General features: G+C 33.1%; 13 protein-coding genes and 2 pseudogenes. 6 read left to right on the top strand and 9 right to left on the bottom strand.

All coding sequences use genetic code 11. The annotated features are described in order from the left end of the window. Window positions 1–187: pseudogene (locus tag F564_RS20800) on the top strand (IS4 family transposase); the annotation flags it as partial. 737 nt (window positions 188–924) lie between these two features. On the opposite strand, the gene F564_RS20685 reads toward F564_RS20800, so the two are convergent. The 8 genes from F564_RS20685 to F564_RS0115465 form a co-directional block, all read right to left on the bottom strand. Further along, window positions 925–1,146, bottom strand: a complete 222-nt coding sequence (locus tag F564_RS20685) for a hypothetical protein (RefSeq protein ID WP_154656897.1) — start codon at window positions 1,144–1,146, stop codon at window positions 925–927. Window positions 1,147–2,593: 1,447 nt separating this feature from the next. Further along, a complete protein-coding gene (gene brxL, locus F564_RS0115495; RefSeq protein WP_028123428.1) occupies window positions 2,594–4,630 on the bottom strand; it encodes a BREX system Lon protease-like protein BrxL in 2,037 nt (678 codons plus the stop codon). A gap of 9 nt (window positions 4,631–4,639) precedes the next feature. Further along, on the bottom strand, window positions 4,640–7,138 hold the full coding sequence (gene pglZ, locus F564_RS0115490) for a BREX-1 system phosphatase PglZ type A (RefSeq protein WP_028123427.1): 2,499 nt from the start codon (window positions 7,136–7,138) through the stop codon (window positions 4,640–4,642). Further along, entirely contained in the window at window positions 7,135–10,692 is a 3,558-nt protein-coding gene (gene pglX / locus F564_RS0115485; protein WP_028123426.1) for a BREX-1 system adenine-specific DNA-methyltransferase PglX, read from the bottom strand. The genes pglZ and pglX overlap by 4 nt, the downstream gene beginning before the upstream one ends. After that, on the bottom strand, window positions 10,692–14,258 hold the full coding sequence (gene brxC / locus F564_RS0115480; protein WP_028123425.1) for a BREX system P-loop protein BrxC: 3,567 nt from the start codon (window positions 14,256–14,258) through the stop codon (window positions 10,692–10,694). The genes pglX and brxC overlap by 1 nt, the downstream gene beginning before the upstream one ends. Before the next feature lie 3 nt (window positions 14,259–14,261). Beyond that, the gene (locus tag F564_RS0115475) at window positions 14,262–14,795 is read right to left on the bottom strand and encodes a DUF1788 domain-containing protein (protein WP_228373916.1); all 534 of its coding nucleotides are present in this window, start codon (window positions 14,793–14,795) and stop codon (window positions 14,262–14,264) included. 74 nt (window positions 14,796–14,869) lie between these two features. Continuing rightward, complete coding sequence (locus F564_RS0115470) at window positions 14,870–15,436, bottom strand: BrxA family protein (protein WP_084406824.1); 567 nt, start codon at window positions 15,434–15,436, stop codon at window positions 14,870–14,872. Window positions 15,437–15,443: 7 nt separating this feature from the next. After that, window positions 15,444–15,641 (bottom strand): helix-turn-helix transcriptional regulator, encoded by a 198-nt coding sequence (locus F564_RS0115465; RefSeq protein WP_028123422.1) that lies wholly within the window; start codon window positions 15,639–15,641, stop codon window positions 15,444–15,446. Between the two features lie 338 nt (window positions 15,642–15,979). Between F564_RS0115465 and F564_RS0115460 the strand changes: the two genes are divergently transcribed. Next, window positions 15,980–16,558 carry a hypothetical protein gene (locus F564_RS0115460; protein ID WP_028123421.1) on the top strand — a complete coding sequence of 193 codons (579 nt, stop codon included), beginning with the start codon at window positions 15,980–15,982 and terminating at the stop codon, window positions 16,556–16,558. A gap of 23 nt (window positions 16,559–16,581) precedes the next feature. Then, window positions 16,582–17,136 (top strand): hypothetical protein, encoded by a 555-nt coding sequence (locus tag F564_RS0115455; protein ID WP_028123420.1) that lies wholly within the window; start codon window positions 16,582–16,584, stop codon window positions 17,134–17,136. A 328-nt stretch (window positions 17,137–17,464) separates the two neighbouring features. Here F564_RS0115455 and mobC read toward each other — a convergent pair whose 3' ends face one another. Further along, window positions 17,465–17,818 (bottom strand): plasmid mobilization relaxosome protein MobC, encoded by a 354-nt coding sequence (gene mobC / locus F564_RS0115445; protein WP_028123419.1) that lies wholly within the window; start codon window positions 17,816–17,818, stop codon window positions 17,465–17,467. Window positions 17,819–19,212: 1,394 nt separating this feature from the next. Between mobC and F564_RS0115440 the strand changes: the two genes are divergently transcribed. From F564_RS0115440 to F564_RS21295, 3 genes and pseudogenes are all read left to right on the top strand, one after another. After that, entirely contained in the window at window positions 19,213–19,521 is a 309-nt protein-coding gene (locus F564_RS0115440; RefSeq protein WP_051259702.1) for a hypothetical protein, read from the top strand. A 2-nt stretch (window positions 19,522–19,523) separates the two neighbouring features. Then, window positions 19,524–20,630 (top strand): hypothetical protein, encoded by a 1,107-nt coding sequence (locus F564_RS0115435; RefSeq protein ID WP_028123417.1) that lies wholly within the window; start codon window positions 19,524–19,526, stop codon window positions 20,628–20,630. A gap of 168 nt (window positions 20,631–20,798) precedes the next feature. Beyond that, a pseudogene (locus F564_RS21295) lies at window positions 20,799–20,958 on the top strand (IS982 family transposase); the annotation flags it as partial.

Raw genomic sequence — 20,958 nt, 5'->3', positions numbered from 1 at the left:
AAACGGCATTGAGGTAATGGTTTACATGACGATGATTGCATCAATGTTACTTTTGATCTATAAAAAAGCAAACGAATTGAGTTATAAAACTTCCAAAAGACGCATCGCAATGGAGCTTCGAGACATGATTACAGCTATTCTGATTGTTTTCGCAGGCGGAGATCCTGCTAAAGTCTTTAAAACATAAAAAATGGTCGGAATTTTCTTCCGACCATGACTAGATTTCCACCCGCTTTTCTCATTTTAATCTTCTCCTTCCAAGCAAAAGCTGAAATTTAAAAATGTTATACATTGATGATAATAATTTGATAGTGTATGTTAAATAAATGCTATAAAAACAAAATAAAATCCACCTATTCTACAAAAAAAATCAAAAGAAAAAAATATACCTTTGTAATAGAAAATAGTCCGCTGATCAGAGCGGACTATGTGATAACTAAAAATTACCTTAAGTGGCTGCGTTACTATTGTTCACGCAGTCGCTTTTTACTTTCCGGAGTTTTTAGAAACAATAAGGAAACTTATCATTGCTAAAATAACCAGGAAAAGCATTGCTAAAAAAAGAATGGTGTTTTCCATATTCAAATTATAAATTATTCTATTCTAAAAGTAAAGGCTTCCCTAAAAAATTATTAAAACTTTGTGCTTTTTACAAATATACTGTTGATGTCTACCAAACATCTTTTTGCTTATTTAATGCATTTAGATACACCGTAAAGGCATCTTTAATCAAGATAAAAAATTGTAAAACCATCTTTAACCAACATTTTTCTTAGAGACAAATTAAAACGTTGTCTGCTCTCTGTCAAAAATATTTTCATAAAAGTTACTTGCGTATTTTTTATAAATTTTACAACGACATAAAGCAGTGAAAATAATTGATCCTATCTTTTCAATTAAAAAAATTAGCTTTGTCTCATTAGCTCAGGGAACGTGCTTATCATTTTGATGGTATTCAAATTCGCCGAACAGGCGGTTCTTCATGCGCAAAAAGATGTTCTTCTCGCTTTTTAACAATCGTGGCAGGATAAATAAAGCGAATCCCGCAAGCAGTATGATTACTGCTACCAAAACATAAAGTGTTTCCATAATAATGGGTTTTAAAAAATTAAGAATTATATCTATATTAAAATCTGTTGCTTTCATATCTGTATTTTTTTATTCTACATATATATATTCGTTTTGCCTGCTTTTTATAAGTTGAGACTATTTGTTCAATCTTATATTGATGATATTTCATTATCAATTGAAGGACAAAAGACCAAAAATTGGTTTTCATACGAAAGGACATGTTTTATAAATCCCCTATCCATCGTATTTATGCAATTTTACATCAACTGCCGTAAATAATGTGCTAAACGAAAACAGAAAACAAAACACCTCTATATTGATAAAGATAAAATTGTTGCTTTTCATCTGAAAGGACACAAATTGAATGATCCTAAAAACCTTATTGGCAAATATAATTTCGGAACCTCACTAAAGTTGTGACTCAAAAATTATTGTTGAAAGACTGAAAGCTTTTGCATATGGCACAAAAAAAATCCCTCCGCAGTTTGCGAAAGGATTTCTATCCTGCAAAGATACGATTATCGAAAATCGAATCCAAAAACATAAAATTCTTTCATAGATTACAATAGCACTAAAAATATGTGTATTCTACATCTACTTCAAAATCTATATTTTCTATAGACAGAGAAAACATTATTTTATATTTATAATAAATCAAATCGTTTTTTGAGCTTATTATGATTACAGCGAGTGCATATTAATACTGTTTAAGGAATAATAAAATTTAAAAATTTATTTTTTTCGGCAAGAGAAGTAAGAATATGTTGAAATCTTGACCTTTTCTTTTCTCTCTTTACGACTGTCCTTTTTTAATTCTGCTTATTTTTTATAATAAAATTAATAAAGGTTTTTAATAAATGATTATCGGGATATTGATTAAACTTTTTGAATGGTTTTTAAAATGGTAAATCTTTTTGAAAATTGATATTGTTCAAATAATCTAGCCTTCTCTTCTTGGTTCGCCTTATTGACAACCTGTAAATGAAAAGATTTAATCAGATCAATTCCACCTAATTTTTTCCCGAAAGTATTAGAGTTGTATAGAATTTAAATGCCTAATCTTGATTTTCGGCAATAATGTAAGTGATGTTGATGTTTTCAAATTTTACTTTGTCTGTACCATTCTAAATAATGTCTGAAATATGATGCATTGGCTTGAATACTATCCTTTGTGACAGAAGAGTTTATTATAAACGCATGAATGTAAGGAAAAATTTCTTTTTGCTTTAAAAGATTGGCAAAAATTAATAAAGTTGTTTTTCTCTGTTGTACGTCAATAATGCCAAATCCTTGTTCTTCATTTTGACTAGTATAATATTTCCTAAATAATATAAAACCCCTGATTCTTCATCGCTATTTTGGTGTGTAATGAGGTCATTATATAACTTTAAAAATTGCGTATAGGTCCAAACAGAGGCACGTTGATAATCTGATATTCTCAGCTGAAATTTTAAAAAAAATCACTTAAGATAACGGAGTCTTCATTCCTTATGCTCACTTTCTTTTACAATCATTTATTATACTACTGAGCTATCACTACAACGTCAAACTCTTTACACTTTCTCTTCTCTTGAAGATATTCTGCTATGTCATATCTTCCGTTGCTTTTTTGCCACAAATCTAGGCCTCTTCCTAAAAGAATTTTCCAGTTATTATTCAAAAGGATATAACGGTCGTGGGCAGATTCTTTGAATTCATACTCGAATTCGATGTTCATTTCAGAAAGAGAATCTTTTATTTCTTCAAAATTATCGATTGATGTTTGTTGATATTCAAGATCATTCCAGGTTACTAATTTGATTTTGATGGTTTCTGCATCTTGATTCTTTGTATAAATTAAAGAGCATAATTCCATAAAATTTTTGAATTGATGGGGCAATCTGACATAAGGATCCTGAATCAAAAAATCGGTTGATCCTTCTAAAAAATGCCCAAATAATCGGTCATAAGAAACATTTGTCTGGTTTTCCCGAATGTGTTTTGAAAAACTCGTCAATGGTATTGGTTCTTCAAAAATTGGTTTTGCTGAAGGGGTTTCAGCTGTTGCAACGTTTGGGTTTTCGGCTGTCGTTTGCTCAATAATTTCTTCTGGTTTGGGTTCGCCGTATTCAATCTCTTCTAAAGTTTGCACTTCAAATTTATGATTCGTTTCGTCAATATATTCAAAATAAACAGGATCATCGTTAAACGTCTCATCCATTCTAATCAATTGCAATTTGACTCTTTTTCTGCATTCAATAGCAAAATCGAAAATTGTTTTCACATCTTCCTTGGACATTTTTAAATCAGGATAAATAATTTTTACCAAGCCTGAAAATGTTTTTTCAATTGCTGTCTTATCTCTGGTTGTGATGGTGTTGGATAATGTGAAATATTTTTGATAAAACTTGCTGTGATCTTCTTTTCTTAAAGTTTTAAGCACTTCTGCTAGATAGTCTACGATAAAACCGAAGTCATTGGTAAACAACTCGTTTCTCAATTTTGAAACTTCCCAACCAGGAATATAAGCATGAATTCGATCTAAGAATGCGGTATCGTGATAATCTTTCGGCAAAGCATCAAACAAATGGCTGTGCTTTATCATGTATTGAACCGAATGATCTGTATTTCCTACAAAAACCATAGATGCTTCAGCCTGATAGACATCTGCACCACGTGAGAAGGATTTGTTGGCCATGTAGTTCTTCATAATATCAACCAAACCACGATCTACTTTTTTTGTTTTTCCTGCAAACTCATCATAAGCAATTACGTCCCAATATCCCACCAGACCAATGGCTCCGCTTGAATTATTCACAAATAATTTCGCTTTCGAGACTTCACCACCAGAAATTAAAATTCCATGTGGAGAAAGCTCTGAAAAGATGTGTGATTTCCCAGTTCCTTTTGGTCCTAGTTCAATAAAATTATAGTTGTTTTCTGTGAAGGGAATTAATCGAGATAATTGAATAAATTTTGATCTTGTTGAGAATTCCTCCGGATTTAATCCGATTGACTGCATTAGCAAATTCATCCACTCATCTGTTGTAAAAAATGAACGTTGTTCTTTATATTCCTGAATATCTACCTGTGAAATTTGAATTGGCTTAACGCTTTCAATAATCCAAGGTGGTGTATTTCTTTCATCCACGGCGAGATATGCCATATTGATCAATGACCAAACTCCTTCAGAAAGTAATTTTGGGTTGGCTTTTACAATGCCATCATTAATCGGAATATTATTCAACCCAAGATTACTGAAACGAGCTTCATAACGGTCTGCTTTATCATTCAGTTTTACAGAAATTTTGTCAATGATTCTGTGATTTCCTTTTTCTCTGATTTTAGATTTTATACTTTCTGCTTCATCACGGTGAACAAAGTGTTGCGCTATGATTGTTTTCACAGTTTCTATCCCTGCATTGATGGTTTCTACTTGATCGGAAGCGCAGTATTGACCTAGCAAGTACTCCAAAACATAATTAGGAACAATAGCATTTCCCTTCACTGTTTGAGTTAGATCTTTACGAACTACTTTACCCGCAAAAAACTCATTAATTTTTTGATCTAGTTCTTTCATAAGTGTGTTTTAAAAATCATCAAAATCATTCATCATACCCAATGTAAGATTGAATTTATATTGTAAGTAATCAACCCATTGCGTAGAGTTTTCAATTTGCTCTTCCAAAAATAGATAAACTTCAGAATGTCTGTTTATCGTTGTGGAAATTTTAAATTGGTGCATTAATTCCCGGTCTTCCGCACGAACTGCGTTTGAATCAAAATAATGAATAAAAACATCACTTATAATTGTTTTTTGTCCACCATCTTGTATTGCTAGATAAGATTTTATCTTCCTTCCCAACAAGCGTTCTGCAACACTTTCTGACTGATAAAATTTAATAGGGTGAATGTTTGTGGTAATTTTATTATTGCTTTTGTTAATAATGTCAACATCAACTTTTGAAATAGTATCTTCTCTTTTTTTTGTGATCAAAAGTACAGGCACCATAACCTCCTGAAGCATTGCTCCACCGTGAATAAAACGGGATCCTGCACCTTGTCTTCTCAAACGATTCATACCTTTTGGAATGAGAATATCTGTTTCCGAATCAATTTTCAAATCATATGCTTTGTACTTTACTACCGAATCGTTATGTGTCAATCCCTTTCCGATTACAAATCGGCGATTACTTTTGGAAACATTACCATTGATTTTTGCATCTGCAAAATCAGATTCCGATAGAGCTTCATTTTGGTAGATAAATCCGTGGTCTGCTGTGATGACAATATGGGTGATATTGAAACTAGAAATTCTCTTAATGAGATTTACCAGATTCTCAAGTTCTGTTTGAGCCGCTTCGAAAACCTTTTCTTCAGATACTTTATCATCTCCGGTTTTGTCGATAATATTGTGATAAACGTAGACCACATCGTGCAATTGTACAAGGTCTTTTGCCTCCTCAGATTTTACTTTATAAGATGCCAATTCATCAGCCAAAATGGTCGTTGCTTTTATACCGCCAATTTCATTTAGAATCTTCGTTCGTGCGATAGAGCCTTTGCTGGCTAAACCATCTACAAATACATCATCAGATTCACCGAAAGTTATTTTGTTGTTCGGCAACAAGGCAGCCATTCCCAATTGTGTGTATGAAGGCAAACCAGTTACGCGATAATCTAATATTGAGTGAAAGCGATTTTGTTGGTTGATATTTCTATGTAATTCTTCACCAATTTCGTAACGTAATGCATCCGAAATGATCACAAATACTTTTTTCTTTTGATCCACATATTTTGACTTGATAATTGAATCATAAAAGGTTCTTTGACTTTTCGCTCCAAAATACCACTCTTTGTCTTTCTCAATACATTGTTGCCATTGATGAGATAGATCCAGCAGCCAACGATTGGAATATAATTTTTCTACATCATCATACAAAGGTTTCAGAATCGTAGACTCTGAGTTTTGCACAAGACTAATGAATTGACGGTAGTACTGATCTATTTTGAAATAGTACTGACTGTACAGCGAAAAACCTTTCTCAAGATCAGATAGTTCCTTAAGATTGGTATGCTCAATCTCATCCAATAATTTTGCAGCCTTAAGAGCAGCATTGTAATAGCCTGAATATTTTACAAACCAATGTTTGCTTTCCCTTTTTTTGATGATCTCTTCTACGCGGCTAACATTGAAGGTGTGATCTGTAACTTTTTTGATAACATCACGCACAATTCTCTTTTCAATTACTTCAAAAAGATCATCTTCCAAAACATCCTCTAATACTACATTTTGTAATGCTCCTTCAACATTTAGATCTCTAGAGACTTTCGCAGAAATTACATCAAATGTATTTGAAAATGATTTTAGGTCTTTCCAATTCGATAGCTTTACTTTTGCTGACGACATAACACGATTTTCTCCACACAGCGGTGTGAAACTAAACTGGAACAGCATCAGTAGGAAATCATAAATGTTCTGCGATTCGTTGTTAATTCCGTAATAGGTTTTAATCTCGTCCCAGAAAAAATCTGCAAGACCAAATTTTAGCAGATTTTCTTTAACAGTTTCTGCTTTTTCATCTTTGAATGCCTGCACATAATCTCTTAGCAACTGGTCCAAATCGTGTTGTGCTGATCCCAGGATTACCTGTATCAATTTTTGATTCAAAATAGGAACGGCATCTTCTTTCTGCGCCAAATTTCGAAACTTCTCCATTCGCTCTTTGTTTTTGAAGAAAGTTGACTGTTGTTTTAACCAGCTCTGTAAATGAAGCGGCAATTCCAGTTCCTGTAAAAGCATTGATTCCTGATCGGTGTGGAAAATTTTCTGAGACATTTCAATGTCCAACAACCAATTGTCCTCATACGAAGGACGAGCATAAGGCATATACAACAAAAATTTTTGCTTAGGTTCCTGATGCAAAATTCTAAACTTCACCGCCAATTCATCATTGGCAATAGTGATTACCGAGACTTCGGGAATAGACAATTCATCAATCTCTTCCGAGAATGCCTGTTCAGGGTCGTACCACACAACAATACGGTTTTTAAGATATAATCTTTCTAAACTTTTTTCTATTTTCATCTAATAGTACTGATATCTATCCAATCAAATTCTTTTACTTTCTTTTTCGTTTTGGCATCATTCAGTCCAGCAACAGAAGCAATGGCATTGCCAAATTTATTATAATTCACCAAAACACCATTATCCAAATCGATAGCGATGCGTTCGCCGGCTAAAGGATAGAGAATGTCGTATTCATATGCTTCACAATCTTTCAAAATATCTTTCAAAAGGTCTTGTCTTTTTCTTGCTTTTCCCTGTTCTACGGCAGAACCTGTGATGATGATGTCTTCCTGACGCTTGATATCATTGCTCACTTTTTCCATATACGGACGCAGGTAGGAGTTCAGGATAAAGTTGAGTGTATCTGTTGTGTAACGGTGCATATAGATCATCACATTAAAATGACCTTTTGGCGAAGAGAACATCCAGTAGATTGGGCGTTTTTTGTAGCGTTTGATGTGGTCTTTGTAGAAATCTTTAGTGAGATATTTTCGCAAGTCTTTACCTAAAACGGTTTCTATATATTGAATGTTATCCTGATAAGAAGCATCGCCCCAAACGGTACGGATAAATATTTTTACGCGGTTGACGATATCATCATCGAACCATTCTTCATCCAAAACAGGAATCACGTTGTCTTCATCTGGAAGGAATTTTGGTTGATGGTTGTCGGTTGATGGTTGTTGGGTTTTCTGCAAATAATCTTGCAAAGTTTCGCCTTGATTGGCGAGAATGAGACCTTGTTTGTAGAGAGAATAACGCCCAAAAATACAACCCACTGCATAAGACAATAACTGAGCAATCAATTCTTCTTCTTTGAAAACCAATTGCCCGTCTACAATTTTACTTTCTTCTTTTAAAATGGTAATATCTTCTAAAGGTACATCTGGCGTGAGCTCCTCCTGCAAACCATAGATGTCTATAAACTGACGGTTGAGTTCTTCTTCATTTTGGTGCAAGGTGCGGAATTGCAAAGCCCAATAATCTTTGTAGCTGTTGATGGCAGATTTTATTTCAACACCTTGAAAACGTATTAACTCATTTTGTGAGAAATCTAAAGAGTCAGATTCAATCGTATCAAAATGTGATTTAGTGATTTGCTCGCATGATTTAACTATTTCTATAACTATTCCTTGTGAAGATTCTTGTAGAGACTTAAAAGGTATCTTACCTAGATCACCTGAATTATAATTTAATGTGGGATTTATTGCTTGCAAAAAATAAAACGAAGTATTAGAATTTAAGTATCCTGAAATAACCTCTAAGTCTCCAATATCACAAAAGGCTGACGGCCCCCCTACATCAAAAATGAAACCACCACGGCTAATCCTACAAGTAAATCGTCCTGCGCCAATCATTCCCCATGTAATTGAAGGTTTGAAATAAAAAGGCATGTTTTTGATAGTTCTAGTTGGACTACCATATAAATCAGAAGCAAGTTTTATAATTTCCTGTCCTCCACTTTGCCAGTTAATAATGTAAAAATTATTTCCATACCACTTTTTAATTCCTCCACCTTTATTATGAGGAAACCATTTTTTCTGAGAGGATACAGCTTCTTCATTATTTGAACTATTTCTAGAAATATTATCTAATGCAACTTCACTCCAAAACTTAATAAATCTTGTAACATCAGAGCTGGCTAAACCTTGTCGTGGATTTGCAATTTTCTCGATGCTTTTATAATCTTTAAAAATTGTCATCGCATTATCACTTAGCCAATAGGCGATTGACTTAGACGAAATTTTTGCAAAATCCCTTTGGTTTTTACTTGAGTATCTACGCTCTTTATTTGGAAATAAAAAAGGTCGCTCTATTTCACGATTTATATCCTCAATTTCTAAATAGTTATAGATACCTGCATCAGTTCCATTATGTTTAGCATTCTTTAAGATGAAAGCAACAGTTCCAAATGCAATTCTCATTATATGCCATCCGAAATGAGATAAACTATCAATAACGGTATTTTCTAAAAGTTTATTTCTGAATTTTTCAAAAGAACTTAAAAACATCCAAGATTCCATTGTTACATTACCAATCAGACCTTTTGGATGAGCAACATTCACAGACCTTTCAATAAAACAACTAAATAAATCTGCTTTAGAATCAGGATAGTTTAAATTAACATATTGAGACATTGCATCATTGTATTTTCCGCCTCCCATGTAAGGTGGATTTTGTACCACGCAATGGTATTTTTGAGCCAAAGCGGTTAATTGCTGTATGGCTTTTATTAATTTCTCCTGCGTTTGCTGCCAAAATAAATCTGAAGATTCACCTTCTTCAGTCAACTGTTTTTTTATATTTTCTAAAGTAGCTGTATCGGTTTTGGGTTGTATGAGTGAACCGAGATTGGTGGCTTGTTCCAGGAGTTTCAGGTCGTATTTAAAAGCGTCTTTGTTGGTGATTTTGTATTTGGTAATAATGCTTTCTATTTCTTCTGCATTCAGTTTGCTGTCTTCATAACAAATAATATGGGGAACCACAGGATTTCTGTAGAAACGGCGGTAAAACTGTCGGGCTTTCATCGTAATGGCAAAAGCCGCCAATTGTGCTGCACGCTCATCAATTTCCAAACCGTACAAATTGTTTTCAATAATCTTGGCAGGAATTTCTGAAGCACTGTAGCCTTGCTCTTCGTAGATTTTTGCCAGCAATTCAAAACCGTACACCAAAATATGTCCGCTACCACAAGCCTGATCCAGTAATTTAATTTCTTCCACTGAAGAAATTTTAAGATAATCATCTGCATTTCCTTCCGGCGATTCTATATAATAAGGCATCAGCTGTTTAATCCCCGATTGCGGATGGTTTTGCAACCACAGTTTACCAACGGTATTTTGCACCATATATTCTACAATCCAACGTGGTGTAAAAAGCTGTGTGGCTGCAGGTATATCTTCTTTTTTAACTTTAGATTTGGAGGCAAAAACTTCGTCTTTCTTTTCAGAGATATAAAACTGGTACAACCAACCGATGATTTCCACTTCAGCACAATCTTCTATGCTCATTCCGTTCACCACATCTGCAATGATGGAGAATGATGAAGTAAGATCGTCTGGTAACAACAACTCACTGTAATCGTCAATCCGCTCAAACAAAAACGGAAAAATGCGATGCAGGTCATTACAAACTGCAATCAAAACCTCACGGAAAATATCGTTATCGGGATTTGAAGAATTTGTTTTGCCATTCAGCAACTCGTTGATATAGGTTTTATCTAATTTCAAATCCGCAGGAAAAATCCCAGAATGAATATCACTTAAAATCTGAGGCGATGAAGTAGCAGTATCTTTTGCCGGCGACAGAATATTAATACCCAAAGGCTGATAATCATTGGCATCCATAAAACGCAATGCAACCAAACGGTTGAACCAATTGTAAGCCACTTTGTCAATTAAAGCATCTTTCCCAAATTCAGAGATTTCATCATTGAGTTTTTCGATGACTTCTGCCTTTGCACGCAAAGCACCACTGTCTTGTGTAAGAACAGCTTCCAGCTTTCCACCAACTAAAGTAATAAGTTTTTTTCTTGCTTCCTGCGCAAATCTTTTTATCTGTGAGGTATTCATTAATTCAGATTGATTTTGTGGTTCTGTTTCAGCTGATCAAGAAGTGCCGTCTTCAATGCCTGAATGTAATTTTCTACATCTTCTTCGGTTTCCAATCTGGAAACATCTGTATTTACTTTTCTCAACGTATTGGAAAGTGTAACGTAAGTTGCTCTTGGTTCTGCAACTTGAGCCGGAGTTTGAACTTCAGTTCCGTTGTTCGTAGTGTCCTCGGATATAGGTCGCGGTGGATTAGCTAAACTGACACAAAGATTCAGTTGCTTTGTGTAAAGATCAGAGAGATTATTTCCATAATCCCGGATATTTGAAATAAGTGGCTCTCTTTTGGCGTCTGCCAAAAACTGACTGAATGGGCGAACCACCTGTTCTTTTTGACCATCTGTCAACTTACCGAAATCAGATTCCTGTTTAAGATTTTTAATCTTCTCATCCAATTTCAAGATGGTTTTGGAACGCTCTCCGTTCTGAGCTTCCAAAATACGTTTTCCTAAAACATCCATCGCATCCTTTGCAGTCCGTATCTGATCTCCGATGTAAGGAGACGGATGAGATTTTACGGTTTTCAATAATTCAATTTCCAGATCGCTGTCGATGTAACGGAGATTTCCCGTGTTGTTGTTCAAGAAAAGACCAATATTTTTGTAGATATTGATTTGTTCGCTGTTCATAAATGCACGAATCTTATCGAGTACATCTTCTTTAAAATCTAAAAGACCTTCGTCGTATTCCTGAACGGTCGTGATGAGCTGACTGTAATCTAAATCTAACAGAGATCTTAGTTTATCTTTAAAAGGCTGTACCGTTCCTAAAAACGGATATGCATCTTTCTGGTTCACCAATGCGATCAGCTCCGCATCTAATTCTCTTACTTTTTCTTTAAAATTCTTCGCAATTTCTTTAGCTTCTGTAGCCGTATTGGTATCGTGGAAAAGGTCTTTGTGTAGATCTTTAATTCTTCGCAATAAAATTCCGTCGATGTCTTGTTGCGGAATAATTAAGGTGTTATTCCACTGTTGATTGTTGTTGAGCGACAAAGAAAATTGTTTGTCATCCAATGTATTGGTTGCCTGTTTTGCTTCAACTTTGCCACGTTTGAATAATTCTGCGACGATGCAGAAACTGGCTATCATCTTCCATCCGAAAGGTTTTCCGTTGAAATGATTTCTAAGGTCTGTTAAAGTAGTTCGCTCATTCATCGTCTTGCGACGATTGATATAGTTGAGCATTTCAGTTTCGGGAGCTGACAAAGTAGTTTCATCACCACCAAATAAGTTGGAAGTGGTATTTCTACCCAAAATCATATTTAATTGTGCTTCGTCCAGAGTAGCTTTTCCTAAAAGATCCAGTTTTGGATACGCTACCTTTATTAAATCCTGAAATGATTCTATAATTCTGGTTCTCCCATCTGATGAAAACGAACGGGTATTTTCGCTTCCGTTGATGAAAATTTGAGCTCCGGCAATTAATTCTTTTGCAGAAACTTCGATACTTCGGTTTCTTTGACTGTTTAACGTACCTTTTTCTCTCAAAATTCTTGCGTAAGAATCTGAGTTGGCACTGGTATTATTTTTACGAATGTATTTATCTGTTTTCAAATATATTCTTACTTCTGCCGTGAATCTTTTATCTTCCGGCAGACGAATCATCATTAACGTTTGGTCTGCAATGGTTTTTGCGGAAAAGTGAGAATCATTGCTGTAATCGTGGTAATCTGAGGTCGCAACTGATATTTGCAACTCCTGAGGTCTTCCGGTTGATAAACCATCTACAATACGGGCGTACTCAAAATCCTGCTTGTTTTCCTGATATTTAATTTTAGAATCACTCACAATTCCGTCAAAGACAACTTGACTTAGGTACTTACTAATCTCGTCATCTTCAATTCTTAGATCTTTAATTTCCTCTTCAATATCCTTTTCTTCATTGGTGAGATAATCATAAATATCGCCACGTCTTTGGATATAGGTTTCTTCTTCCAAAAGATTCAGAGCCTCTTCAACTTTTTTCTGAAATTCGTTAACCTGAACAAAAGCACTGCCCGTTAAAAGAATTTGAATATTTCTGGTGGTTGCTTTGAAGCCATCAAAATATTTAATTAGAAATAATGTTTTGAGAATTCTTACGGCTAAAGGATTTCTTTGATCTAATTGATTGCTCGCTAAAATAATCGCATTCTGAGCTTCTGTTCTTAATGTTCCTACGATACCACGAAACATCATATCAAAACTGACCAAATCTCCATCAGCAAAATGATCAAGACCTTTTAACACTTCCTGGAAAACGCCTAACATAGAACGTTCTCCTACTGATGCGTGCTTCCCTTGAAACACATTATGCCGGGATAATGCTTTGATACATTGCTGGAAGAGATCAAACTGATAAGGAACAAAAGGATATTTGCGAACAAAATCTTTTTGATCTTTGTATAATTTAAATTGCATTCCTGTCTCGGAAAAAGAAAGCAGTGTTTTGAGGTTAGCGTGTTCCTCCTTATACATTTTTCCGAATGCGGATTCACCTTTTTCACTTTTTTCGAGAAGACGTTTCTCAATCACTTCATCCACATTAGAAGATGTAAGCGGAATACGATTGCTAAAACGCCCCTGAATTTTCGAAAAGTCATCTTTTTGAATCTGACGGTCATCACCTACCAGACTTTCTAAATCTTCCTGCGAAGTCACAAAAATCCAGCTGTTTCCTTTCGTTTTTGTATCCAAAGATTCAGCAATCGTTTGAAGGTTCAGCATCAACTTTGTATTTTCAGCAATGTATTGACCTACTTCATCAACGAAGAAATTCAATCTAAAATTTTTTCCCTTCGAAGCAATATATTCCGCCACTTTCTCTGCAAAGTCTTCAATAGAAGCCCTGTATTTATCTTCCCAGGAATCTAAATAATCTTCATATTTTTCTGCATCAGTATTGTAAATCCTGCCTAATGCCTCTGCTACTGAATCATTCAGCAAAGGATCTACATAATCTTTACGGGCATCCATCCACGATTTGCCAAATTCTGTTTCAAACTCAGCTTTAAAAGCTTCCAGTTTACCATCTTTATTTAAGTATGATTCGAACTCAGCAATGTGCGGCTGGAAACCATAAAACCCCTGATGATCGTAAAAAACTTTATAGAAAACCTGAAGCAACGCATTAGCATCAGTTTTATTGGTAATTTGCGCCTGCTGATCGATATTAAAAAGTATACTTTCGGCTTTATATTTATCGATACTTTGTAAAATATCTGCTTTCAGTTTAGGGTCGTCTTCAATTTTATCTGCAAAGATTTTACCTAAACTGTCGTTGTCATACTGTTTGTTCTCCAGCACGTAACTTAAGATTTTTAGTAAATGCGATTTACCCGACCCGAAAAAGCCGGAAATCCAAACGCCGTTGGTACTTCCTACATCTTTATAGGCTTCAAAGAAATTGGATATTTTGGTGGCGATATCGTGAGTAACCACATATTCTGAAACCTCAGTAGAAATATGAGTCTGATCATCTGCTTTAATTACAGTCTCAATAGGTCTGTTGTATGGTTTAACAAAATAAGATACTAATTCTGTCATTGTTTAATTTGTTCTTTTGGTTGTATTAATTTTATATTCAAAAATATTGAATGCTCTGTAATAATTATCGTCTTTAAAATCTCCAAAAAGACTTAATGCTTTTCCATTGTATTCTCCGGGAAAGAACATCAATGTTGGGATTTCTGTAATCGCACTTTGAAGATTGTCTAAAACATTGTGCGAACGTATAAAAGGATACACTGATCCAATACCTTTGAGCATTAAAATCTGTGTGTTAGATTCCTTTACTTTCTGCTCAATATAAGGAATAAACCTTTCCTGCAAATTTAAAGTAGACTGTAATGCCTTCTTAAATTTATCTTTATTTTTTTTCTTTTCTACTTGAAATATTTTTTCAAGGCCTATATTGGACTCGATGATCTGTATAGAAATTTCAAACAAATCAAGTACAAGAACCTCTATTCCTTGATTGTTCAACCTGCTTAACAAATGCGCCAATTCTTCATCCGCAGCATCCTGTAACTGGATATCATAAGGCGCAATCCAAAACGGAACTTCTCCGCTTAGTCCTTCCATATTTAGAAATTCCTTCGAGCTTGTTACATCAAAAATACTTTTGAAATTCTCAATCAATTTATGCTGTCCTGAAATCATATGTTCAACAGATATTTCTGATCAGCTTGAGATAATAAATTTTGCATTTCAAAATCTAAAAATGGGATTTGAATTTTTTTCGATTTTACGGAATCTATCAATCCGGCTTGCTCTAACATTTTAAAGATAAATGATCGTATTTTTTTAATCATAATTTCAGAGATATTTTCGAGTTCTTTGTACAATAATGTTTTATTATAGATGAAGTTAGTAAAGTCACGATAACTTAATTGATCATCATAGACCATAATTTTGTCTAAAACCACATCTTCCAAGAACTCTCTTAAAATTCTATATGCTCTTACATTTGCTAAGAAAGTAATTAATTTTTGATTTTCTTTACGGGTTTCCGTAAGAAATCGTATTTCTTTTTTAGACAATTGTTTTAGGCGTAATTTTAATTCAAATAATTCACGCTTTCTCGTTGCCTCACGCTCTCTCTTAATTTCAAAATATGATATTTTGTCATAATCGTATTCAGCATCCTTAAGTGCCACTGCTATCTCTAAGAAATCAGAAAGCAGTAACGAAATTCCATTCATTGAAAATCTATATTCTTGCATCTCTGATTTATTTTGTGGAATTTAACAATTCCTTTACATCTACATCCAAAAGCTTAGCAATGTCAAGAAAAGTTTCCATTGAAGGTTGAATCTCGTTCGTAACCCATCGAGAGATAGTAACATCACTTTTTCCTAGTTGCTTGGCGAGCCATTTGTTTGTCTTGCTTTTTTCAGCAAGAATTATTTTTAACCTATTGATTTTCATTAGATGTTATTTACTTAACATTTGGTGTTAAAAATACAATAACTATACATTATTAGCAAGATGTTAGTTCAAAAAAAATCACAAAAAAATATTATCTTTGCTATTGAAAAATAAATCAACGTAAAGCGTAAGCTATCGTATTGGATAAGGAAAACCGCTAATTTTCAAAACACTCCAAATTCGATAGGCTTACGCCCGTGTCATTATATGGCGTGGGCTGTAAGTTCTATCTGGAGTGTTTGGTTCTTAGCGGTACCACCTTATCGGATTGGCTTCAGTTCCCACGCTTTATTATTTTAATCCGAAATACCGGGACTGTATTTCGACCCGATACACAAATGAAATCATATTATTCATCTGTTGAAAACCAAGACTATTTCGTAGTTCTTGAAAGGTTCATCAATTTTTATCTGTTTGGTAATTCAGTAAAACCAAAACTAATTTCGGAAAAAGCTTACCAATTCAATCTTAAGTTTGTAAAACATATTGAAGAAATTACTGCTGATGGGAAATCTGACATTAAGTCGGCAATCTCTTATTTCGAAAATATCTTTAGAAAATTTGTTGTAAAATCCACTAAATCAGACCGTATGAATTTGGTTTTGTGCTATATGGAAAGTAATATCAGAACAGCCAAAAAGATCCTCAAACTTCTGAATCCTAAAAATAATATTAAAGATGATGAGGAATTCCTGGAAATTGAAATGGCACAGAAGCTAGTTCATCAAAAGGAAATACCTGAAGAGATATTGATGTTTATGAAAGGCCATTTTTCCGAAATTCTGAATTTCATTCCAATGAATTCAAGCCATCTTTCAAAAGAGCAGTACAATAAAATAGTACAAAATTTTCTTCGACATACTGACTATGAAGAAATATTGAATCAATACGCTGCTAGAGACACGAAAGCCTCTTAAAATTTAACCTAAAAATGTAAATAATGAAATCGAAATTAATATTAGTTATATCTGCATTTTCCCAAATTCTGTTTGCTCAAAAATCCGATTGCTCCGATTTAAAAAATGAACTCAGAAATAATAAAGAACAAATTACAGAACTCAGCAAGCAAGTCGATTTTTACAAAGAAACTTTGAATCTTTTGAAACCAATTCGAACTGTCAATATTGATGGGATGAAATTAGACATTGTAAAAGTAAGCGGTCTAAAAAACGACAAGAGCATCTCTGTCACTTTAATTTATCAGAATACTGAATCAACTGTGAGAAAATCTTTCCAATGTGAAGAAGCTATTCTAATTGATCCTCAAGGAAATCAATTCCAAACCTCCGAAGTCCTTGTTGCTCCAAAAAGAATAAGAGCACAAAACATTTTACCTGAAGTACCAACTAAAGCGACTATGACATTTGCAGTAGCTGATTTAGCGGAAACTGCTTTCCCACTCATAAAGGTTCTAACAATTAAAATATACGCAAAAAATAGCAAAAATAATCCATACAATGCTGTTTTTGAAAGCATCCCTGTGACCTGGGAATAAGATGTTTTCTCTGTCTATAAAAATTTAATTTAGTGGAACTAAGGATAGGATCGTCTAATTTTTCGTGACTATTTTTAATAAAAACTGCCTTAACAGCTATCATTTTCCTGCAACAAATAAAAAAAATGAATATTTTAAGAATTTAGTGTGTTAAATCTACTCAAAACAGAAGAACAGTATGAAAGCTGTCTCAAAAGGATTTATCTTTGATGCAAAAGGATTTGCAGGTGAATTCTAAAGAATTTGAGGAATTGGAGTTTTTATCGATTTTAGTTCAAAATTATGAACAAGAACAATATGAAATTGGAAGCCGAATCTGATGAAAAAATCATTTTGCTAGCAGTGCGTAGAATTGGATGAAAGTTTTATTTTGCTCTTGCTTCAGTCTCAATATTTCTTTCAGCATTAAATTAAAACTGTCACAATCGTTCTTCGATAAAAATTTTTGACTGTTTGCTATTCGTGCAATTTGATTGATGTTGTTTTCTACTTTTGCGAAACTGTTATCTTGTTTTTCAATAAATGATAATACTTTTCTTCTTTCGTAATTTGGTAATCTTTTTTCTACAGAATCGATTATCATTTCTGATAAAGAAATATCTCTACTTGTACATATATTTTTCCAAGAAATTTTTCTTTTTACTTCTATTCTGAATTTTATTATTGCTTCTTTATTTGCCATTTTATTAATAAATGTTTTTTCTAATGCTGACGTGAAATTAAGTGTTATTTTATCATTTGCAACACTTAGGTCACTAGTAAGTCTAAAGACTAATAATTAATGCTAAATACTACTTAAGGGTTAATTGTCATAATGTTTTTTGAATTGATTAATTGTTTAGAAATTCAAGTTTTAATAAAAATACGAGTTCCGAAGTTTTTTCCCCTTTTTGAAAAAAAGGCAAGAAGGTGATTGTGACCAAGCTTGAAAAGTTTGTGGGTACAAAGACACATCTTGCTATTCACACCGATTTTTTTATAATCTATTCACAAAAAAATTTAAGAGATAAGAAAACAATTGTAACATATTGATATTCAGCATAGTAATTTTCAGGTTTTATTTTGAAAAGTATAATAAAGTTTAAAAAAAATAAAAAGAATGCGGAAAAAAGAAAAAAAATCAAATTTGGGTTTTATAGCTCTAAAAAATCTATTTCATTGAATATCATATGGTTATTAAATGAACCTTGTACTATTTTAGGTAGGTTGGAGAGTAGCAACCTTGTACTTTTTTAGGCAGGTTTTGTGGGAAACCTTGTACTATATTAGGCAGGTTACGGATTAGCAACCTTGTACTATATTAGGCAGGTTACGGATTAGCAACCTAGTACTATTTTAGGCAGGTTACGCAGCAGCTACCTTGTACTATTTTAGACAGGTTTTGTGATTTACCTTTCGGTTTTTTAGGCAGGTTGGAGTGTAGATAGCTTTTAATATTTTTGCTGGCTGGCGAGTAGCAACCTAGTACTATTTTAGGCAGGTAGTGAATTAAAAATGTGTACTTTTTCGAGCACGATTTAAAAATATTTTTTTTCGGCTAGGTCAAAATTATGAACTGCGTACTTTTCGAGCATATTCTATATCCTTAGGCAATTCTTTTTTTTTTTTCTCCGCATTCTTTTTTCGTGATATGAGCTTCGAAGTGTCATCTTAAAACATTTTATCCACAGAAGATTTTATCCACAATTTCCTTTTATTAAAAAAAAAAACTTTTTAATACTTTTATAATTTCTTTTATAAAGTAAGGAAAATACTTTACTGGAGCGGACTAGAAGCTTTTTCGGGAGGAGTGCAATTCCGAATCAGCAAGGAGTTGTAATCCTAATATCCAGAGTGCAAATCCTAAAAAGTGATGCAAAGCAAAGGAGTGCAAATCCTACTTTCTTTGTGGAAAATACAATTTAGAATAAATGAAATACCTTTTCGAAATTTGAGATAAGTTGGTGCGCAATTTAAATACGAGAAAAGTAGTTTTTAACCTGTTTTTAGTAGTATTTAGACTTTAACCAATTGATTCTCTTGTGTATTATATTTTCAATACTGACTTTTGTCTCATTAAAACAAACAAGTATTAAAATGAGCAAAGACGAAATCATCATGACAATACTCAATCAACTTCTTCAAGAAGTCTCAGAGTTAAAGGAAAGACTTTATTTATCAAAAAAGGTTTTTAATGTTAAAGACTTTAGTTTCTACAGCGGATTTAAAGAATCACATATTTACAAACTTACATCCAAAGATGAAATTGACTATTCCAAGCCTAATGGCAAAATGGTATTTTTTGATAAAGAAAAGATTGATGAGTATTTATTGAAAAATCCAGTAAAAGCAAAAACATCAATTGAAAATATTGCCCTTGAATATTCCTTCAGAAAAAAAATCTAGATATGAATTCTAATTCCGAAAATAGAAAAGTTAGGAAGACATACTTTTGGAAAAATTCTAGCGTAGATTATATTTATTTTCCAAATGAATTCTATGATGATTTTTTGATGAAAGACGGGAGTTTTGTCGACATACCTATTACGGCATTACGTATAATTTTTAGTATTGTTTTCTCAGTTAAAAATCAACAATTTAGACCGGAAGATAGACCCAAACAGCTATCTTTATTTGAGAATGAATTTGAAACAGAAAATAATGTATTTGTACAATTGAGTATTAAAAATGCTGAAATATCGCCATCTCAAAGTAGCGATCAAATTTTGAAAGCTTATGAATTTTTAGTCAAATACAAGATGAAGTGGTATAAATCATTAAATTCCAAAGGTGTAGAAATAAAAAGTTATGGAGGATTAATATCAAACCCATCATACAAGCAGAGAGGATATACTGTATTTTTAATAAGCCAATATTGGTTTAGAAAAATAATTGTTATGTCGGAGTATAATACAGTTTTATATAAACTGGCTTATAATTTAAAAAATAGTAAGCCCGTTTTATTTGCATTATGGTTGAATAGAATACCTGATAAGAATTTACCTATAAATGGGTTACCTATTCTTCTCAGTACTTTTAATAAAAAATTTAATTTAAATTATTCTACAGCTGGAGATTTTTGTACCAAGTTTTTATATCAGGTGAAGAAAAACCTGGATAGAACGCCGTGGATTTCTTTTACCTATAGCTTTACAAAGAATAAAATCTACATTAAGCCTATAAGGTCACAAAAACCTAAAAATGAGAATCTGATTGATGATATGCAAATTGTCAGCAATGTCAAATACAGATTGGGATATTTTCAAAGAAGGTTTGATATTCTTGATAGGAGTTTTGAAAAATTCACACGTGAGTACACTTTGTTTCCAATACACAGGAAACTAATTGAAACATCTTACAAACAATTTATTAAAAATTGTAGAAAGCAAAAATTAAATTCCACAAGTTTTAAAGACAAGCTTTTTCTTGAGGAGCTGCAGAGTATTTTGATTGAAGAATATCTGAAGACACCAACGGGGAAAAAAATCCCGAATGGCATACCAGTATTATTTTAGAATCAATTCCTTAGTTTTCGGATTTGCACTCCTTGATTTTAATATTTTTTGTAGATGTTATGCTATCTGTCAATCAATATTATTATAGTAACCCGTAGTGCATTATAAAAAAGGTTACTCATAATACGAAAATTTCGTATATTGTATTGACTATCAATCTAATACGTTATGAATAACCTAGATGCAATTTACGATTTTATTTTAAAGGAATTAAGAAAATTAACCATCAAAGAAAATTTTTATTTCAAACCAATTAAACCAAAATTATCTGATTTAGAGCTCATTGCAATAAATATTTCTGCGGAATATTTATCGATAGATTCAGAAT

This window comes from Epilithonimonas tenax DSM 16811, from assembly GCF_000428485.1.
GTDB classification, from domain to species: domain Bacteria; phylum Bacteroidota; class Bacteroidia; order Flavobacteriales; family Weeksellaceae; genus Epilithonimonas; species Epilithonimonas tenax.
Note: the sequence above shows the minus strand (reverse complement) of the source record. Positions and strands in the feature narration are given on the sequence as shown.